Source organism: Ensifer sp. ENS02, assembly GCF_014851885.1.
In the GTDB taxonomy this organism is placed as follows: domain Bacteria; phylum Pseudomonadota; class Alphaproteobacteria; order Rhizobiales; family Rhizobiaceae; genus Ensifer; species Ensifer adhaerens.
The window spans coordinates 124736-142583 of sequence record NZ_JACVAO010000001.1 but is presented as its reverse complement, the minus strand read 5'-3'; the positions used below and the strand labels follow the sequence as shown (position 1 = coordinate 142583).

The 17848-nt window shown below is 62.6% G+C and carries 15 protein-coding genes; 5 read left to right on the top strand and 10 right to left on the bottom strand.

The annotated features are described in order from the left end of the window. Nucleotides 1-82: 82 nt before the first annotated feature. Nucleotides 83-928: a DUF4432 family protein gene (locus tag IB262_RS00700; protein WP_192493355.1), complete on the bottom strand. Its 846-nt coding sequence runs from the start codon at nucleotides 926-928 to the stop codon at nucleotides 83-85. Between the two features lie 164 nt (nucleotides 929-1092). On the opposite strand from IB262_RS00700, the gene IB262_RS00695 reads away from it, so the two are divergent. The 4 genes from IB262_RS00695 to IB262_RS00680 all read left to right on the top strand — a co-directional run bounded on the left by IB262_RS00695 (nucleotide 1093) and on the right by IB262_RS00680 (nucleotide 5539). Continuing rightward, complete coding sequence (locus tag IB262_RS00695; protein WP_112771121.1) at nucleotides 1093-2547, top strand: L,D-transpeptidase; 1455 nt, start codon at nucleotides 1093-1095, stop codon at nucleotides 2545-2547. Nucleotides 2548-2933: 386 nt separating this feature from the next. Further along, entirely contained in the window at nucleotides 2934-4223 is a 1290-nt protein-coding gene (locus IB262_RS00690) for an FAD-binding oxidoreductase (RefSeq protein WP_192493354.1), read from the top strand. 262 nt (nucleotides 4224-4485) lie between these two features. Then, a complete protein-coding gene (locus tag IB262_RS00685; RefSeq protein ID WP_192493353.1) occupies nucleotides 4486-4851 on the top strand; it encodes a hypothetical protein in 366 nt (121 codons plus the stop codon). 157 nt (nucleotides 4852-5008) lie between these two features. After that, on the top strand, nucleotides 5009-5539 hold the full coding sequence (locus tag IB262_RS00680; protein ID WP_034792349.1) for a dihydrofolate reductase family protein: 531 nt from the start codon (nucleotides 5009-5011) through the stop codon (nucleotides 5537-5539). Between the two features lie 159 nt (nucleotides 5540-5698). On the opposite strand, the gene IB262_RS35820 is transcribed toward IB262_RS00680, so the two are convergent. From IB262_RS35820 to IB262_RS00635, 9 genes are all read right to left on the bottom strand, one after another. Further along, the gene (locus IB262_RS35820) at nucleotides 5699-5917 is read right to left on the bottom strand and encodes a GNAT family protein (protein ID WP_246802567.1); all 219 of its coding nucleotides are present in this window, start codon (nucleotides 5915-5917) and stop codon (nucleotides 5699-5701) included. A gap of 530 nt (nucleotides 5918-6447) precedes the next feature. After that, entirely contained in the window at nucleotides 6448-7968 is a 1521-nt protein-coding gene (locus IB262_RS00670) for a globin-coupled sensor protein (RefSeq protein WP_060582660.1), read from the bottom strand. Nucleotides 7969-8237: 269 nt separating this feature from the next. Continuing rightward, the gene (locus IB262_RS00665) at nucleotides 8238-8957 is read right to left on the bottom strand and encodes a ParA family protein (RefSeq protein ID WP_112771123.1); all 720 of its coding nucleotides are present in this window, start codon (nucleotides 8955-8957) and stop codon (nucleotides 8238-8240) included. A gap of 187 nt (nucleotides 8958-9144) precedes the next feature. Beyond that, a complete protein-coding gene (locus IB262_RS00660; protein WP_192493352.1) occupies nucleotides 9145-9891 on the bottom strand; it encodes a ParA family protein in 747 nt (248 codons plus the stop codon). A gap of 238 nt (nucleotides 9892-10129) precedes the next feature. Next, complete coding sequence (locus IB262_RS00655) at nucleotides 10130-11275, bottom strand: iron-containing alcohol dehydrogenase (protein ID WP_060515901.1); 1146 nt, start codon at nucleotides 11273-11275, stop codon at nucleotides 10130-10132. Then, on the bottom strand, nucleotides 11272-12657 hold the full coding sequence (locus IB262_RS00650) for an aldehyde dehydrogenase family protein (RefSeq protein ID WP_192493351.1): 1386 nt from the start codon (nucleotides 12655-12657) through the stop codon (nucleotides 11272-11274). Before IB262_RS00650 ends, IB262_RS00655 begins: the two co-directional genes overlap by 4 nt. Before the next feature lie 84 nt (nucleotides 12658-12741). Next, nucleotides 12742-14106, bottom strand: coding sequence for a glutamine synthetase family protein (locus tag IB262_RS00645; protein WP_034792288.1), 1365 nt, complete (start codon nucleotides 14104-14106; stop codon nucleotides 12742-12744). A gap of 192 nt (nucleotides 14107-14298) precedes the next feature. Beyond that, nucleotides 14299-15846 (bottom strand): amino acid permease, encoded by a 1548-nt coding sequence (locus tag IB262_RS00640; RefSeq protein WP_034792285.1) that lies wholly within the window; start codon nucleotides 15844-15846, stop codon nucleotides 14299-14301. Nucleotides 15847-15959: 113 nt separating this feature from the next. After that, nucleotides 15960-16733 carry an N-formylglutamate amidohydrolase gene (locus tag IB262_RS00635; RefSeq protein ID WP_082566243.1) on the bottom strand — a complete coding sequence of 258 codons (774 nt, stop codon included), beginning with the start codon at nucleotides 16731-16733 and terminating at the stop codon, nucleotides 15960-15962. 175 nt (nucleotides 16734-16908) lie between these two features. On the opposite strand from IB262_RS00635, the gene IB262_RS00630 reads away from it, so the two are divergent. Further along, a complete protein-coding gene (locus tag IB262_RS00630; protein WP_034792277.1) occupies nucleotides 16909-17787 on the top strand; it encodes a MurR/RpiR family transcriptional regulator in 879 nt (292 codons plus the stop codon). The last annotated feature ends 61 nt before the right edge of the window (nucleotides 17788-17848 follow it).

Sequence of the window (17848 nt, the reverse complement as noted above, 5' to 3'; positions counted from 1 at the left end):
CTTGAGGCAAATTTCCCGGCCTCTGATGTAGGCGCAGCCTTATCTCCCGTCAATTCAAAAGCCGCATCGTCAAGGCGCAGGATCAGACGACCGAAAAGGCGATGGCGTAGCTGCGCGCCTCGCCCGGCTGAAGCGGTGTCAGTTCCCCGGCCGCAGCCAACTCCGGCCGTTTGGCGATCCGGTGCGATACCGGCTCGATGCTGATCACGTTGGCCTCGCCGCGCTGGCAGCGCCACATCTGCAGGAAGGGCAAAGTATCGGCCCGGAACCGCACTTTCAGATTTCGGCCGCCGAGCCCCGCGAGATCCGCAAGCGTGACCTCCGACCAGCCATCGGAACCGACGGCCGCCGGCAGGCAGAAATGTGCGCTCTCGCCGGTGCCGAAGCGCCAGGCGCTCTCCCCGCCTGCAAGCGAAGCGCTGACGATGCGGGTCTCGTCCCCGAGCAACCGGCCGCCAATGTTGAGGTGATACATCATGACAGGCGGAAAGGCGGTGACGCCGGAATTGACGACGCGATCTTCGAGCACCACTTCGTGCCGCGCGGCATCGATCCGCCAGCGCCGCTCGACCCGGGCCCGCCCGCCATCGGCGAGCACCACCTCGATCGTCGCCGTGCACTCGGCCCCGTCGCCCGCCATCTCCGTGTGGCTGACGGCTGTTCCGGCCAGTGACCCGTGCAGCGGATAGCGTGCGCCTTCCGCGCCACCTTCGATCGCCTCGGGATGGCGGATATGGTCTGGACCGCAGGTAAAGAGAAAACCGGCCAGCGCCCGGTCGATCCTCGGGTCCCCATCCGACGGGATCGCAGCACCCGGCGACAGGTCGATACCGTCGACGACGAAGGCGGCGATATCGAGCGCCGAGAGCCGGTCGAACAGCACATGATTCTCTTGAAGATCCTGAGGTTCTTCGAGCGTCTTCAGCATGTTCTCTTCCTCAAATCGGCCGCAGAATCACTGCAATCACAAAGAGATGATAGCTGAGGAGAGACGCATTTCACCGGTTGAAGCCCGGGATTGCGCCGCCTAGATAGAATTTAACTGCTTGTTCATGATGAATTCATTTTTTTCACATTAACGTCGAAATCGAAATGTATCGCGCCACATTCACCACAATGAAAACAGGTTCTCTCGTGACGTCAGCGACCCGCACAGGCCTCTCGCTCCTCGCCGCAGTCGGCTTTCTTGCCGTGGATCTGACGGCCGCCTTCGCGCAGGACTATCGCGGCTACAATCGCTATGGCGACGATGTCATGCTGGTCACGCCCGACGGCGAAATCCTCGATTATGTACCCCGCTCCGACGAAGTGCAGACCATGCGCGACAGCCGCGGCCGCACGCTTCTGATCGACAACTGGGGCAATGTGGTCGCAACCGTGGTGCCCAATAATCGCGGCCGCCAACGCGACTACGGCGGCAACCGTCAGGGCGATTACGGCGGCTATCGCCGTCAGGGTGACGTGGATATCTATTCCAACCGACGCTACCGGGAAACCGAGCGCGGCTACGGCTATTCCGAGCCCGGCGACGTCACCGGCTCCGTTCCCGACTACCGCGACGTCGTTCCGCCGTCGACCGACGGCAACGAACTGCCAAACAGCCTACCCGGCCTGATCGACGGCACCCAGGAGGCTTCCGTCGATCCGAACGACGGCAACCCAATGCGCCAATCGATGCCGCCCGCGATCTCGGTCAAGTCGAAGTCGCGCGCCGAGATCACAGCACTTCAGGTCTTCCTCGACCGCGAAGGTTTTTCGCCAGGCGTGATCGACGGCAAGATGGGCTCGAACGTCACCAAGGCGATCGAAGCCTTTCAGCAGTCGACCGGCGAAACGCTCGATCCCAACAACACCGACGACATTCTCGAGCGGTTGCGGATGAACGGCGGCATGCCGATCACCAGCTACACGATCACGGCCGCCGACGCCGCCGGCCCCTATGTTGCGTCGATCCCCGAGGATTACGCGCACAAAGCGATGCTGCCGCACATGTCCTTCACCTCGACGACGGAAATGCTCGGCGAGAAGTTCCACATGGACGAGGCCTATCTGCGCGAGTTGAACCCGGGCGTCGATTTCACCATTCCAGGCACGATCATCAAGGTGATCAACCCCGGCGCCAACAAGACCGGCAAGGTCGCCCGCATCCTCGCCGACAAGGCGCGCAAGCAGGTGCTCGCTTATGACGACGCCGGCAAGCTGATTGCCGCCTATCCGGCAACGATCGGCTCGTCCGATACGCCGTCTCCGTCAGGCACGGTCAATGTCGAGCGCATCGCGCTCAATCCGGGCTACACATACAATCCGAAAATCAACTTCAAGCAGGGCAACAACGACAAGATTTTGACCCTGCAGCCGGGCCCGAACGGTCCCGTCGGCACGGTCTGGATCGCGCTCTCGAAGCCCACCTACGGCATTCACGGCACGCCGGAACCCTCGAAGATCGGCAAGACCCAGAGCCATGGCTGCGTGCGCCTGACCAACTGGGACGCGACCGAGCTTGCCAAGATGGTGAGCACGGGCGTCACGGTCGAGTTCGTCGACTGAGCGAAGCCGGCCGCCCGTTAACCGAACCGTTGTTTTTTTGGCATTTTTCTTGAGGCTTCCCCCAATTGGGTGAGTGACTTCGCGCCTGCAGCATAGATGATGGAGTTGCCTGGCCGACCATCCACGACGAGGCACTCTTTTTTAAATTTCTTTGCGCCGACCCGTCGGCTAAATCGTTTCAGACCTATCCATTTACGAAGACCGCAGCTGCCGACGACCCAGCTGCGGTTTTTTTTCGAGCGCCGGGTGCAAAAGCCCTCCCGCCGCTCTCCCCGTCCATCATGACTTCATGAAACATTGTCATGAGAATTTTTTCGGCAATCGGCTATCACCGGATATCTCAACGACAATGGCCGACCTGCGGCCGCACTTGAAGGATGGCCTGAATGGCGACGGAGCGCACCCTGCCCAACCTCTGGCATGCGACGGCACCGGCCGCCCCTGAGACCAGGCCGCTCAGCCAGGATCTGACGACCGATGTGGCGATCATCGGCGGCGGCTTTACCGGCCTCTCGGCAGCGCTGCACCTGGCCGAAAAAGGCGTGAAGACAACGGTCATCGAAGCCAAGATGATCGGCTTTGGCGGCTCCGGCCGCAATGTCGGCCTCGTCAATGCCGGCATGTGGGTGAAGCCCGACGACCTGATCTCGACGCTCGGCCCCGAGGCCGGCAACCGGCTGCTGACCGAACTCGGCGACGGCCCTTCGATGGTCTATGCGCTCGTGGAAAAACACGGGATGCCTTGCGAGGCGGTGCGCAACGGTACGCTGCACATGGCCGTCGGCAGCGAGGGCGTCACCGAGATCAAGGACCGCGAAGCGCAGTGGCAGAAGCGCGGCGCGCCGGTCGAGGCGCTTTCGGCCGAGCGGGCGCACGCGCTCACCGGCGCTGAAGGTTTTTCCGGCGCCCTGCTCGACCGCCGCGCCGGCACCATCCAGCCGCTCGCCTATGCCCGCGGGCTCGCCCGCGCTGCCCTTGCCGCCGGTGCCGAGATCTACACCGACACGCCGCTGACCGGTGCGGAGCACCAGGGCGACAGCTGGGTATTGAAGGCCGGCAACAACACGGTCCGCGCGAAACAGGTGATCCTCGCCACCAATGCCTATGGCGGCCTCTTCGCCGAGAGCCCCTGGCAGGCCCATACGCAGGAACTGACGATCCTGCCCTATTTCCAGTTCGCCACCAATCCGCTGCCGGACGCCGTCGCCAAACGCATCCTGCCGGAGCGCCAGGGCACTTGGGACACCGGCCTCGTCATGACCTCCTTCCGCATGGACCAGCAGAACCGGCTGATCTTCGGCTCGATCGGCCGGCTCGACGCGATCGCTGAAGGCACGCACCGCGCCTTTGCCGCCCGCTCGCTGCGCAAGCTCTTCCCCTTCATCGGCAATTTCCGGTTTGAGTACTGGTGGGACGGCCGCATCGGCATGACCACCAACAACCTGCCGGCCATGCACACGCTCGCCCCCAACGTCGTTTCCGTCAGCGGCTACAACGGCCGCGGCATCGCGCCGGGCACCGTCTTCGGCCGCGCACTCGCCAGCCACGTCACCGGCGAAACCTCGGCGATCCCGCTCGCCGAAACGCCCGTGACCCCGGACACCTGGCGCGGCGTGAAGTCCGCCTTCTACCACGCAGGCGCCCAGGCCAAGCACTTCATCGACCGTCGGTTCTGAGGTAGCGCACGGTGCGGACCGTTCATTTCGGTTCGCGACCATGCCATGCGGTTTCGCCACGGGGTGAAATGCGCGCCAGCCGGACTGCGCCGGCCCATGCTGACCTATCTTGAATGTTGAAACCCTGAGGTGTAGCGTCCGCCGCGGGTGCCCCTCCAAACCTGCTGCCGGGTTGAAGGGCCGCGGAACTTTACTCGACGACCATGTTCATCAACGTCGAAGCGTAATCGGCAGACTTCGACCAGGAGCATCGGATCGTCTCATGCTGCACCCGCAGGTCAGGTTCTCGCCGTCCAATATCGCCGCCCTGAAGAAGTCCCTCCGGGATTGTTACCCGCACATCAAGTCATCCCACCTGGACGAGGCAATCGCCGCGTCGTTCGGCTTCAAATCCCATGCGGCATTGCGCCCGGCGCTGCTTCAGGTCGGCAACCACGCCCGGCTGATCGTCATCACCGATCATATGTTGCTTCTGCTTCGGCTGGAGGAACTGGGATACCGAGATATCGACGCCGGAGACTTGCGCCACCTGATGTGGGACATAAAATTCCCCGACCACTGGTACGATCAGCACCTTGAAAAGGCCGTGACGAAACGCAGACGGCCGACAGCGGCCAATTCGCAGTAGCGCAGCCAGCGACCATCGGTGGCCCGTGCACGGTAGAGACCGTCGATGGCAAAGCCCAAAAACCGCTTGCGATTTGAAATCAGTCGGCTTAGCGTTGACCGATTGCACGTCGCAAGCAGACCCGTGCGAACGGGCCATTCGAGACAAGGAACTGGCCATGGCTAAGCTCGTGTTCGGAATGAACCAGTCGCTGGACGGCTACGTCGACCACATGGAGTTTGCGCCAAGTCCCACGCTCTTCCGCCATTTCATCAAGGAGGCCGAACAGCAGACGGGCAGCCTGTACGGTCGCCGGATCTATGAGATCATGCGCTACTGGGACGACGAGCATCCGGAATGGGATGCGGACAGACAGGCCTTCGCAGCCGCGTGGCGGAAGCAGCCGAAATGGGTCGTCTCGCGCTCCTCGGCGTCCGTCGGCCCCAATGCCCGGCTCGTCGACGGTGATCTTGCGGGCGCCGTGCGCAAGCTGAAGGCCGAGCACGACGGCGAGATCGAGGTGGCGGGCCCCGTCCTCGCGCACAGCCTCACCGAACTGGGCTTGATCGACGAGTACCGGATCTACCTGCACCCGGTCGTCCTTGGTCACGGCAACCCCTATTTCGCCGGCCCCCGCCCGCGGCTCCGCCTGATCGCTCATGATCGGATCGGCGAGGACGTGGTGCGGCTGGTCTACGTTCCCGCTTAGTGGCCGGACTTGCCGGTCCCGTCAGCGCGCGGCTCTGTGCTTCGCGCTAACGGCGTGAAATCCGCATTCGACCCGGTTCGTTTTTCAGCTGCGACCTTGGCTTTCAAGCCAGGTGAGCGCGCCGCGAACTGCGGCGGCAAGCTGGTGCTGCCTTTGCCCTCACTCGGAGCGTCTCCAGCGATATGACCAACCGTCGATCCTTTCTCCGGTGGCCTTCAGCAACAAGGCGTCAGGCAGGAACTGGCCACGCACCAGGCCAATCTTTTCGAGAACACGGCAGCTGCTCTCATGTGCTGCCGCGCATATGGTATGAACCTCGGATAGGAGTGACTGCTGCTTGACCCAATGCATAATCGCAAGACCGGCTTCCGTCGCCAGCCCCCGTCCCCAATAGGCCGGTCCGATGCCATAGTGAATTTCCGCGCCGCCCCATCCACAAACATGAGGAAGAGGCCCATCGGCCGCTGGTCGCTGCGGTCGATGATGCTCCAGATGAAGCGGTCACCTTCCGACCAGTTGCTTTCTCCCCACGCATGGATGACCGCCTCGGTGCTGGATTGTGCGGGATGAGCGCCGCGCGGCAAAAATCGTGCTGCCATGCTGTTGCCGGTGTATTCCGTAAACACGGACGCTGCGTGTTCAGAGCGGGCTGCACGCAGGTGAAGGCGGCTGGTCGTTAGTTCAACGGGCGGCGTGATCAACTTCAGGTGTCCGGGCGGGGCAGAGCGCGCGGACATCTTAAGTCTATCGGGACAAAGAGCGAAAGCCACCCATCGATCGCTTCCGGCGTAGAAAGTCCCTGGCCGCGCGGTGAAGCTGCCCCCAACATCACTGCGCCGCGATCAGCAAAGCAAAACGCCTCGGATCATCCCTGACCCGAGGCGTTGTCTCTCGAACGGAAGGCGCGATTACGCCGCTGCGCGGTAACCCGAGCCGGCGCTGACCTGCACCTGACCCGACGTGCGGAACGCCCGCAGACGCGTGGCGATGTGCTCGGCCTCTCCCGTCAATGCCTGGCTTGCGGCGTTCGCCTGCTCGACCATGGCGGCGTTCTGCTGCGTGATCTGGTCCATCTGGGTAATCGCGGTGTTGACCTCCTGCAGGCCGGTTGCCTGTTCGGCGGTGCTGGCGCGGATGGCGCCGAAGACGGAGCTGACTTCGACAACCTGGGCGACGATCTGCTGCAGCGACTGCGCCACCTGATTGACCGAATTGACGCCGTCGTCCACCTGGCCGCGCGACTTGGCGATCAGGCCCTGGATGTCCTTGGCCGCTTCGGCGCAACGCTGGGCCAGCGCCCGGACTTCGGAGGCGACGACCGCAAAGCCCCTACCCGCCTCGCCGGCACGGGCCGCTTCGATGCCGGCGTTCAGCGCCAGGAGGTTGGTCTGGAAGGCGATCTCGTCGATGACGTCGACGATCCGCGCGATGCTGGCGGAAGACGTCTGGATCTCCTGCATCACCTCGATCGCGTGGCTGACGATCTCGCCGCTCTGTTCGGCATTGGCGCGGGCGGCAATCACGGTCGAATTCGCCTGGTTGGCGCCTTCGGCCGTCTGCTTGACCGTGCGCGTCACCTGCTCGACGGCAGCGGCCGTCTCTTCAAGGTTGGCCGCCTGGCGTTCCGTGCGCCGGGCCAGATCGTCGGCAGCCGCCGCAATCTCCTTGGCGCTTGTGTGGATCTGGCTGGCGCCGGCCTCGATTCCGCCGATGGCGCGCGCAAGCTCGCCGATCGCGTGGTTGAAATTTTCGCCAAGCTCCTGATAGGCAACCGGCAGGTCCGCACCGATGCGTGCCGTCAAGTCGCCATCGGCGATCTTCTTCAGCGCCGCGCCGAAGGTCTTGCTGATCAGCGCGCGTTCGGCAGCCAGCACTTCTTCCTGCACCGCACGTTGCTTGGTGACGTCGGAGGCGTCCATGTAGACGGAGATCGACAGATCCATGTCGAGGAAGACGCCCTTGATCAGGCTCGACAGCATCGCGCCCATGTCCTCGGCCGAGGTCCCCTTGCGCGAGAATAGGCCGGCCTTCGGCCAGTGCGCCTTGACGATTTCGGTGATCAGATGCTCGGCGATCAGCGCATAGCCGCCGATGTACCAGCGCGGCTCGAGCCCGATGCGGGCGTGCACCAGGCCGATGGTGCGAACCTTGGCGCTGTAATCCTCGTTGAAATTGGCATCGACGATATTGGCCCAGTGGCCGACCTGGGCGCCCTTGGCGCGGTCGATATGAGCGTCGGAGGAGAAGAAGCGCTTGGTCTCGGGCGTCGTCTTGACCTTGACGTAGAACTTGTCGAGCGCGGGTTTAAGTTCCTTCTCGAGGATCGGCTTCAGCGCCTTCAGGCTCGTCTTGGCGGCGTCATCGAGCGCCATGAAATTCAGACGACCGGCAACGTCTTGCGTGCCGGCAGCGGCGTGTTCCGTTTTCATGCGCGAACTTCCCTGCATGCTCATTTCTGGATCATGGAGACAGGATCTAGGGCGCTGCAGCGTCTGAGATCATGGCCGCAATCATGGCGGCTGGTTGCCCTGTTCAGTCGGTCGCAGGGGCAAGCTGTGTCCTGGGCCACTGATAGAAGCGCAGGGTAAAGGAAGCCTTACGCGAAACAGCTATTTCGCGAGGCCTGAAATACAACTCAACCGGAACTGACGAATATCAATTCCGGTTGATACGCAATAAACGGTGGAACGGCGAAGGATCAGGCGGCGTTTCGCGAAGCCCAGGACGGCATGCGCGCAGCCCAGGAGCGGCGCGTCTTGACCGGAATCAGCGCCTGCACTTCCTTGGCGAGGGCTGCTGCGTTTTCGCGCGCCTTGTCGAGATTGCTGACGCGGTTCGGATCCATCGTCTGCAGCGTGCCGCCAAAATCGAAGATCTCGCGATAGGCGGCGCGCTCGACGATCGGCGTGTCGAGAACCGAGACGCCGCGCTCGGCGAGCATCGCCTTGATCGTCTGCAGCGCACGCGTGGTGACCAGCGAATTGACGCGGGTGAGCACCACAGAATGGTTGATGCGCAGGCCCGAACGGTCCTGGATCTGTCGGATCAGCTCAAGAATTTGCGCCGCACCCTTGGCATCCATGGCGCAGCCCTGCACCGGGATCAGCACCTGGTCAGAGATGGCGAGTGCAAGTGCTACGATCTGGTCCTTGGCGCCCGCGAGATCGATGACGATATAATCCGCTTCGTCCTTCGCCTCGCGGATATGACATTCGAGCGAGCCGGGCGTGATGTGCGAAATGACGGTGAGGTTGGCGATATGGCCGGAAGCCTCCGCCCAGCTGGTGATCCAGCGCTGCGGATCGGCGTCGAGAACGACCACCCGGTGCCCCTGCCGCGCCAGTTCCGTCGACAGGATCAGCGCCGCGGTCGTCTTGCCCGCACCACCCTTTGCATTGGCGAAAGTGATGACCGCCATGATATTCCCCATTCTATGCCTGTATCGCGCTGAACCGGACGGCCACAGCCGGTGGTTCGCTTCTTAACGAAACCTTACAGAATTTGGTTAACGAAACGGTAACGCCGGCACGTCAAACCTGACAGTCGGCCTTAAGGCTGCGTGCCAGCGACACTGCTATGGTGATGAAAATGCTGGAGTTCTGGCCTCAGACCGGCAAAACTGCCGGTTCGTTCACGTGCTGTGATCGATAGCACATCGACGAGAACGGCCCGTGCCGCACCGCCTCGCCTGTCGGGCTGAGCAGGGTCAGCACGTCATTCGCAAACGCCTGGGCGTTGGCCTGCGCCTTGGCAAGGTTGCTGACCTTCGCGGGGTCGAGAGAGGAAAGCGTGTCGCCCCGCTCAAAGAGCTCGCGGAAGGCCGTACGCTCCACCAGCGGGGTATCGACGAGCCGGATCCGGTTCTCCGAAAGCAGCAGCTTGACCCGGCGCATCGCCCGCGTCGTCACGATCGGGTTGACCCGGGTCAGCAGAACCGCGTGGTTGATGTTGGCGCGCGCGTTGTTCTCGATGTGGCGGATCAGGTCCAGCACCTGGATGGCGCCGCGCGCATCCATCACACAGCCCTGCACCGGGATCAGCGTCAGGTCCGAAAGACCGATCGCCAGCGCCACCAGCACGTCGGCCGCCCCGGAGAGATCGATGATCACATGCTCGACCTGACCGCGCAGCCGCCGGAGATGATCGCTGAGCGTGGTTGTCGCGACACCTGAGAGAACGAAGAGATTGCCATCGTTGCGGCCGTGGCGGAACCAGTCGGTCATGCAGGCGAGTGGATCGCAATCAAGAACCGCAACGCGATCGCCGCGCCGGGCGAATTCGCAGGCAAGCAGCAAGGCTGCCGTTGTCTTGCCGGCTCCCCCCTTCGCATTCGCGAGGGATACAATCGCCATCGGTCGACCCTAACTCAACGCAGGCCCGGCTTTTCGCGGGCCGATACATACGCACACCCTAATGCAAGCGTTCCAGACCGCGGTAAACAAAGCGTAAAGAAAACGCTCCGCGAGCCCGAAACGTGACAGTTCGATGACGATTAGGTGACAGATCCGCCGCAATGGCAAGTGGTATTTTTGGGCTAACTAAACCGAGAGGCCGACGCCTTCGCCTGGGGGCAAAGGCGTCGGGAATTGGTCAGATGCACTCGCGGAAGAGCTTCTTCGCGGCGTCGAGCGTCAACTCGACCGGGTTGCCGCCGGCCGTCGGGTCGACGATCGCCATCTCCGACATTTCGTCGATCCGGTCGGTGCCAACGCCGAGGGCTGCGAGCTTGTCCGGAACGCCGAGTTCCTCGCGCAACTTCAGCACGTAGTCGTAGAAGCCGTCGAAGCCACCGGAAATGCCGAGATAGGCGGCAGCGCGCACTATTCTGTCCTCGATCGCCGGACGGTTGAAACGCAGCACCGGCGGCATCACGACCGCATTGGTCATGCCGTGGTGGGTGTTGTAGATCGCGCCCACCGGATGCGACAGCGAGTGGATGGCGCCAAGGCCCTTCTGGAACGCGACGGCACCCATGGCGGCCGCACTCATCATGTTGGCGCGCGCCTCGATGTCGGTGCCGTCCTTGTAGGCGCGCGGCAGGTATTCCTTCACCAGCCGCATGCCTTCAAGCGCAATGCCCGCAGACATCGGGTGATAGAAGGGCGAGGAATAGGCTTCCAGGCAATGGGCAAAGGCGTCCATGCCGGTGCCCGCCGTGATCACCTTGGGCATGCCGACCGTCAGTTCCGGGTCGCAGATCGTGACTGCCGGTAGGAACTTCGGATGGAAGATCACCTTTTTCACGTGGCTTGCCGAATTGGTGATGACGCTGGCGCGGCCGACTTCAGAGCCGGTGCCGGCGGTGGTGGGCACGGCAATGATCGGTGCAATGCCTTCGACGCTCGCCCGCGTCCACCAGTCACCGATATCCTCGAAGTCCCAGACCGGGCGGCTCTGCCCGGCCATGAAGGCGACGCACTTGCCGAGGTCGAGGCCAGAGCCGCCGCCGAACGCGACGACGCCGTCGTGGCCTCCATCCTTGAACGCCTTCACGCCGGCGGCGAGATTGATGTCGTTCGGGTTCGGATCGACGTCGGCAAAGATCGCGCGGCCGAGGCCGGCGGCCTCGAGGATATCGAGCGCATTTTGCGTAATCGCCATCGGCGCGAGGCCCCGATCGGTAATCAGCAGCGGCTTCTTCATGCCGACCGCCTTGCAATGGTCGGCAAGCTCCTTGATCCGGCCGGCACCGAACTTGATGGACGTCGGATAGCTCCAGTTGGCGGTGATGGTCATGCGGTGACTTTCTTCAGATGATAGGATTTCGGACGGGTGAGGTTCTGGAAGCCGATGACCGAAAGCGAGCCGCCGCGGCCGGTTTCCTTGACGCCGGTCCAGCAAAGCGCCGGGTCGAGATAGTCGGCGCGGTTCATGAACACCGTGCCAGTCTCGATGTCGGCGCCGATGCGCGCGGCACGCTCGGCATCCCTGGTCCAGAGCGATGCGGTAAGGCCATACTGGCTATCGTTCATCAACTCGATCGCCTGGCTGTCGCTCTTCACCTTCATGATGCCGACGGCAGGGCCGAAGGTCTCTTCGCGCATGAAGGCCATGGAGTGGTCGACATTTACGAGGATCTGCGGCGCGAGATAGGCGCCGCGGTCGTCGGCAGGGAAAAGCTTCGGGTCGATCAGAGCCTTGGCGCCCTTGGCAACGGCGTCGGCGATCTGCTCGCGCACGGTGGCAGCAAAACGCTTGTTGGCCATCGGCCCCAGCGTCGTTTCCGGATCGAGCGGATTGCCGAGCTTGTAGTTGGAAACCCAGGCGACCGACTTCTCGACGAAGGCGTCGTAGAGCTTTTCGTGCACGTAGATGCGCTCGATGCCGCAGCAGCACTGGCCGGAATTGTAGGTGGCGCCGTCCATCAGCGTGTCGACGGCCGCGTCGAGATCCGCGTCGTCCATGACGTAGCCCGGATCCTTGCCGCCGAGTTCGAGACCGAGACCGGTAAAGGTACCGGCCGCCGCCCGTTCGATCGAACGCCCGCCTTCGACCGAACCGGTGAAGTTGACGAAGTCGAAGCTCCTGGCCGCAATCAGCGCCGCCGTTGTTTCGTGGTCGAGGAAGATGTTCTGGAAGACGTCGGCGGGAACGCCGGCCTCGACGAAGGCGCGCACCATGCGCTCGCCGACGAGGATCGTCTGGCTCGCATGTTTGATGATGACCGTGTTGCCGGCCATCAGCGCCGGCGCGACCGTGTTGATCGCGGTCATGTAAGGGTAGTTCCAAGGTGCAACGACGAAGACGACACCGTGCGGCTCGCGGGCGATGCGGCGCTCGAAGCGGTCGCTCTCTTCGATCACCAGCGGCTTCAGCGCATCGGCGGCGATCGTCGCGACATAGTTCGAGCGCTCGTTGAATCCCTTGAACTCGCCGCCGTAGCGCACCGGCCGGCCCATCTGCCAGGCAAGCTCCGGCACGACTTCGTCGACCATCTCGTTGAGGCGCGCGACACCGGCCAGAACCAGATTGACGCGCTCGTCGAGCGGACGGCGCGCCCAGGTCTTCTGCGCCTGGCGGGCGCGGGAAACCACCTGCTTTGCCATGTCGAGCGGCATCGCCGGGCGTTCTGCGTAGACCTCGCCGTTCACCGGCGAAATGCACTTGATCATGCTCATGATCGTCTTCCTGCTTTCATTGCGAATGATGCGATGGCCGCTCCGGTCAGGAACGGCCATCCTTGTGAATGATTATGTCGCGGGTCAGGCCCGTTCGAAACCGCGTGCGACCTCCCAGTCGGTGACGCGGCGATCATATTCTTCCTGCTCCCAGCGCCCCGCCCGCGCATAGTGCTCGATGACCTCGTCGCCGAAGGCGGCGCGCAGCATCTTCGATTCCGTCAGCGCGGCCGTCGCATCGCGAAGCGTGCGCGGGATCTCGCGCACGTCCTTGCCGCCATAGGCGTCGCCGACAAAGGGCGCCTCCAGTTCCATCTTGTTTTCGATACCGGAAATGCCCGCCGCGATTAAAGCGGCGAAAGCGAGATAGGGATTGAGATCGGAGCCGCCGACGCGGCATTCGATACGGATCGCCTTGGTGTCTTCGCCGCAGAGACGGTAGCCGGCCGTGCGATTGTCCTTGCTCCAGACCGCCTTGGTCGGCGCGAAGGTACCGGCCATGAAGCGCTTGTAGGAGTTGATGTAGGGGGCGAGGAAATAGGTGATCTCGCTCGCATGGGTCAGAAGCCCGGCCACGTAATGGCGCATCATCTCGGACATGCCGTATTTGCCGCTCTCGTCGTAGAACTTCGACGACTTGCCGTCCGCGCTCCAGAGCGACTGGTGGATATGCGAGGACGAACCGGCGGCCGCATAGTTCCACTTTGCGAGGAAGGTGATGGCCTTGCCGCGCGACCAGGCGATTTCCTTGCAACCGTTCTTGATGATCGCATGCCGGTCGGCCATCGTCAGCGCGTCGGCATAGCGTACGTTGATCTCTTCCTGGCCGGCCGACGCCTCACCCTTGGAATTCTCGACCGGAATGTCTGCGCCCTGGAGACCATTGCGGATCGCCCGCATCACGTCCTCTTCCTTGGTCGTCTGGAAGATGTGGTAGTCCTCGTTGTAGCCGCTGACGAGCTGCAGATCGCGATAGCCGGACTGGCGGGCGTCGTCATAGGACTGGTCGAAGAGGAAGAATTCGAGCTCGCTCGCCATATAGGCCTTGAGGCCCATCTTCTCGAGACGCGCCACCTGCTTCTTCAGGATCGCCCGCGGCGAATGCGGCACTTCCTCATGGGTGTGATGGTCGAGCATGTCGCAGAGAACCAGCGCCGTGCCTTCGAGCCAGGGGATGCGGCGAAGCGTCGAAAGGTCCGGCTTCATCGTATAGTCGCCGTAGCCTTTTTCCCAGCTTGTCGCCTTGTAGCCGGGAACGGTCTCCATCTCCATGTCGGTCGCCAGCAGGTAGTTGCAGCTATGCGTTTCCTTCCAGGCGCCATCGACGAAGAACTGCGCGTGGAAGCGCTTGCCCATCAGCCGGCCTTGCATGTCGACCTGGCAGGCGAGCACCGTATCGATGCGGCCGGCGGCGACGTCTTCCTTCAACTCGTCAAACGTATAGCTCATCAACTTCCATCCCATGTTTTGTCACGCGGCCGTTCCCTTGAGGTCACGATATTTTTTGGCCGCGTGAACGTGATCAGCTCGAATTGTCTGGCGCGGAGTGCGGGCCGGAAGCCGCGCACATTGTTTTCGATTTCGTCCGGCCCCAAAGAAAAGGCGGAAGTCGCGGTCGCGCTTCCGCCCTTTTGTCGTTGATCAGATCTGGCCGACGGCCTTCTCTGCAGCGGCGATCTCTGCCTGACGGCGTGCCACTTCGTCACCGATCGGCGGGCCGCGGAAGCGGCGGCTCTCGAAGCCGAACCAGACAGCGCCGGTCAGCACCAGGAAGCCCACGGTGATGTAGAGCGCCCAGTCGTTCGGCGGCTGCACGCCGAGGATGAAGATCAGCACCATGGCGATGATCGAGAGCACCGCGAACAGCTTGAACATGCTCTCACCGAGGTTCCACGGACCCATCTTGTCCCACTTCGAGGTTCCCCAGGCGAAGAGGCCGAGGGTGATCGGGATCGCGAAGGAGAAGAACAGGAAGATGACCGTGCACGAAACGACGATGGTGTAGACCGGCGTCTCGCCGATCGAGACCAGCGACGAGCCCCAGACGAACAGGACCGACAGGATCGAGCCGATCCAGATCGCGGCAACCGGCGTGCGGTAGGTCGGGCTCACCTTGGCAAGCGCCTTGGAGGCCGGCAGGCCGCCGTCACGCGAAAACGCGAAGATCATGCGCGACACCGAGGTCACCGTTGCCAGGCCGCACAGCCACTGGCTGACGAGGATGGCGAGATAGAGGATGTCCTTGATGATGGGGTGCACCTGCGCATCCATTGCCCAGAAGAACACGTTCCAGCCCTGCTTGGCGGCTTCGTCCATGTTCGGGATCATCAGCACGAACGAGCACAGCATGATATAGCCGAAAAGCGCCGACCAGAGCACCGACGAGACCATGCCACGCGGCACCGAATGGGCGGCTTTGACCGTCTCTTCGGAGGTGTGCGCCGAAGCGTCATAGCCGGTGATCGTGTAGATCGGCAGGAGCAGGCCGAGCAGGAACACCCAGGTGCCCGAGGTCTGGGGCCACACGTTGCCGCCGGCTTCACCGGAATAGTTGGAGAAGGTGAAGAGACGGGCGATGTCGTAGCTGTCGGCTGCGACGAGGCACACGAGCGCCAGCAGGATCGACGTCGCGAAGATCAGGTAGCCCGAAAAGTCGGTGAGCTTGGCTGTCAGCCCGATGCCCATGTGGTTTACCAGCGCCTGCCCGCCGGTGATGATGGCGAGGAAGACGATGCGCGTCAGAGTCGTATCGGCGAGGCCGAAATAGGGCGTGCCGAAGGAACCCATGAAGAAATAATAGGTGCCGACGTTGATCGCACCGAGAACGGTGACGAGACCGAGCAGGTTGAACCATGCTGTCAGCCAGCCGGTGAAGCGGTTGCCGAGGATCGAACCCCAGTGATAGAGGCCACCCGCCGTCGGATAGGCCGAGCTGATCTGTGCCATGGCAACGGCGAAAACCAAGGAGATGAAGCAGCCAAGCGGCCAACCGATGCCGATCGCGGCGCCCCCCGCGCCGGCGGTCGCCTGGGCGAGCGAGTTGATGCCGCCCGAAAGAATGCAGATGATCGAGAACGACACCGCGAAGTTCGAGAACTGGCTCATGCGCCGCTCGAGCTCCTGGGCATAGCCCATCGAGTGCAGGACGCTCATGTCCTGCTTTTTGTCTGAATCACTGTAGTCCGACATTTTTCTTCCCCTGATTTCTTCAGACCACACCGCCCCATTGCGGCAGGGTCCCATCAACCACCTGCCCCGGCTGGCCGGAACAGGACCGCGGCAACGCCGCTCCCCAGGGTCTTTTATTGTGCTGAAACAGCCGCAGCACCTTTGCGCAGCAGCCCTTCCAGGTAATCGGCCATGACCCTTTGGCCGATGTCATTGCGAATGAGATCGTTGCGGATCTCGATCATCACATTCGGCAGTCCGTTGTGGACGCCATATTCGATCAGGCTATGGGTAACGCCGTCGGCCGGCCCATAGGGCTCGTTGCGCCGGATGTCGTAGGCAACCTGCCCCTTGGTGGCGGTCGCGAGCATATGGTCGGCCAGCCGGCTGTCGGCATCGTGAAGCACGCCGACTTCGACGGCGCGCGGCTTGCCGAAATAGACGGGCGTGAAACTGTGCATCGTCACGAGAACAGGCGGGCGTCCCGCGGCCTTGCGATCGGATACAAACCGGGCGACGGCATCGTGGAACGGCCGATAGATCTCGTCGACCCGCGCCTGGCGCTCGTCGGCCGACATCGTCCGGTTTCCCGGGATCTCGTAGACCTCGCTGACAGCAGGCATCGCCGCGTCCGCTTCCGGCGGGCGGTTGCAGTCATAGGCAAGGCGGGAGAAGCGCTGGTAGATCAGGGACCCGTCGAGCTTTGTTGCGAGCAGCTTGGCAACCGCAAGCGCACCCGGGTCCCAGGCAATATGACTTTCGAGCGCCTGTTCGCTGAGGCCAAGCGTGCCCAGGCGTTCGGGAACGAGGCGCGAGGCATGCTCGCAGACGAGCACAATATCGCCCTTGCCTGCGGCGTTCTCGATCGCAACCGGATCGCCATCTGCTTCGGTCAAAAGTCGCGTCAACACCGGCATCCCCTCTTGCCCCGTTAGACGTTCGTTAATGAAAAGAATTCTTCAGAGGATGACGCATGTCAATCAAAATCTGAAACGATCTCTTCAAAATTGCGATTGACTCCAATTGTGACAGCGATGTTTAATCTGTCACAAACCGGCTTAAGATCGGTTCAGGGGAGACAATTTGAGCAGCAAGGCGACGTCCACCACCGTGTCGGATGTGATCAACGCCCACTTCACCGTGCTGACCCGCGCGGAGAAGCAATTGGCAGAGACGCTTCTCGACAATTATCCCGTTTCGGGACTCGGTTCGATCACCACGGTTGCCGAGAACGCCGGCGTTTCGACACCGACGGTCGCCCGCATGGTGCAGAAGCTCGGTTTCCGCGGTTTTCCGGATTTCCAGGCAAGGCTGCATCAGGAATTGGAAGCGACGATTTCCAATCCGATCACCAAGCACGACCGCTGGGCTGCCAATGCACCCGGCACCCACACGCTCAACCGCTTTGCCGACGCGATCACCAGCAATCTGCGCGAGACGCTGACCCAGATCGAGCCGCAGGAATTCGACGAGGCGGCCGCGCTGATCGCCGACCGCAAGCGCAGCATCTATCTGCTCGGCGGCCGCATCACCCGCTCGCTCGCCGATTATCTCTTCACCCACCTTCAGGTCATTCGGCCGGGGGTCACCGAAATCGCCACCAATGCCAGCGCCTGGCCGCACTACGTGCTCGACATGCGCCAGGGCGACGTGCTGATTCTCTTCGACATTCGCCGCTACGAGCAGGAGATGGTGACGCTCGCCAAATCCGCCCGCGAGCGGGGTGTCGAGATCATCCTTTTTACCGATCGCTGGAGTTCGCCGGTCGCCAAGTCCGCCTCAAGGGTGTTTCGCTCGCAGATCGAGGTGCCGTCCGCCTGGGACAGCTCCGTCGTCATCCTGTTCTTGATCGAGGCCCTGATCGAGGCCGTTCAGAGTTCGAACTGGGACGAAACCCGGGATCGGATGAAGACGCTCGAGGGCCTGTTCGATTCCACCCGCATCTTTCGCAAACCGGTCTAGGAGAATTCGCCGACACGTTCACAGGATTTCATGCAGTTATGCGACAGTGGCCCGCCGAAGC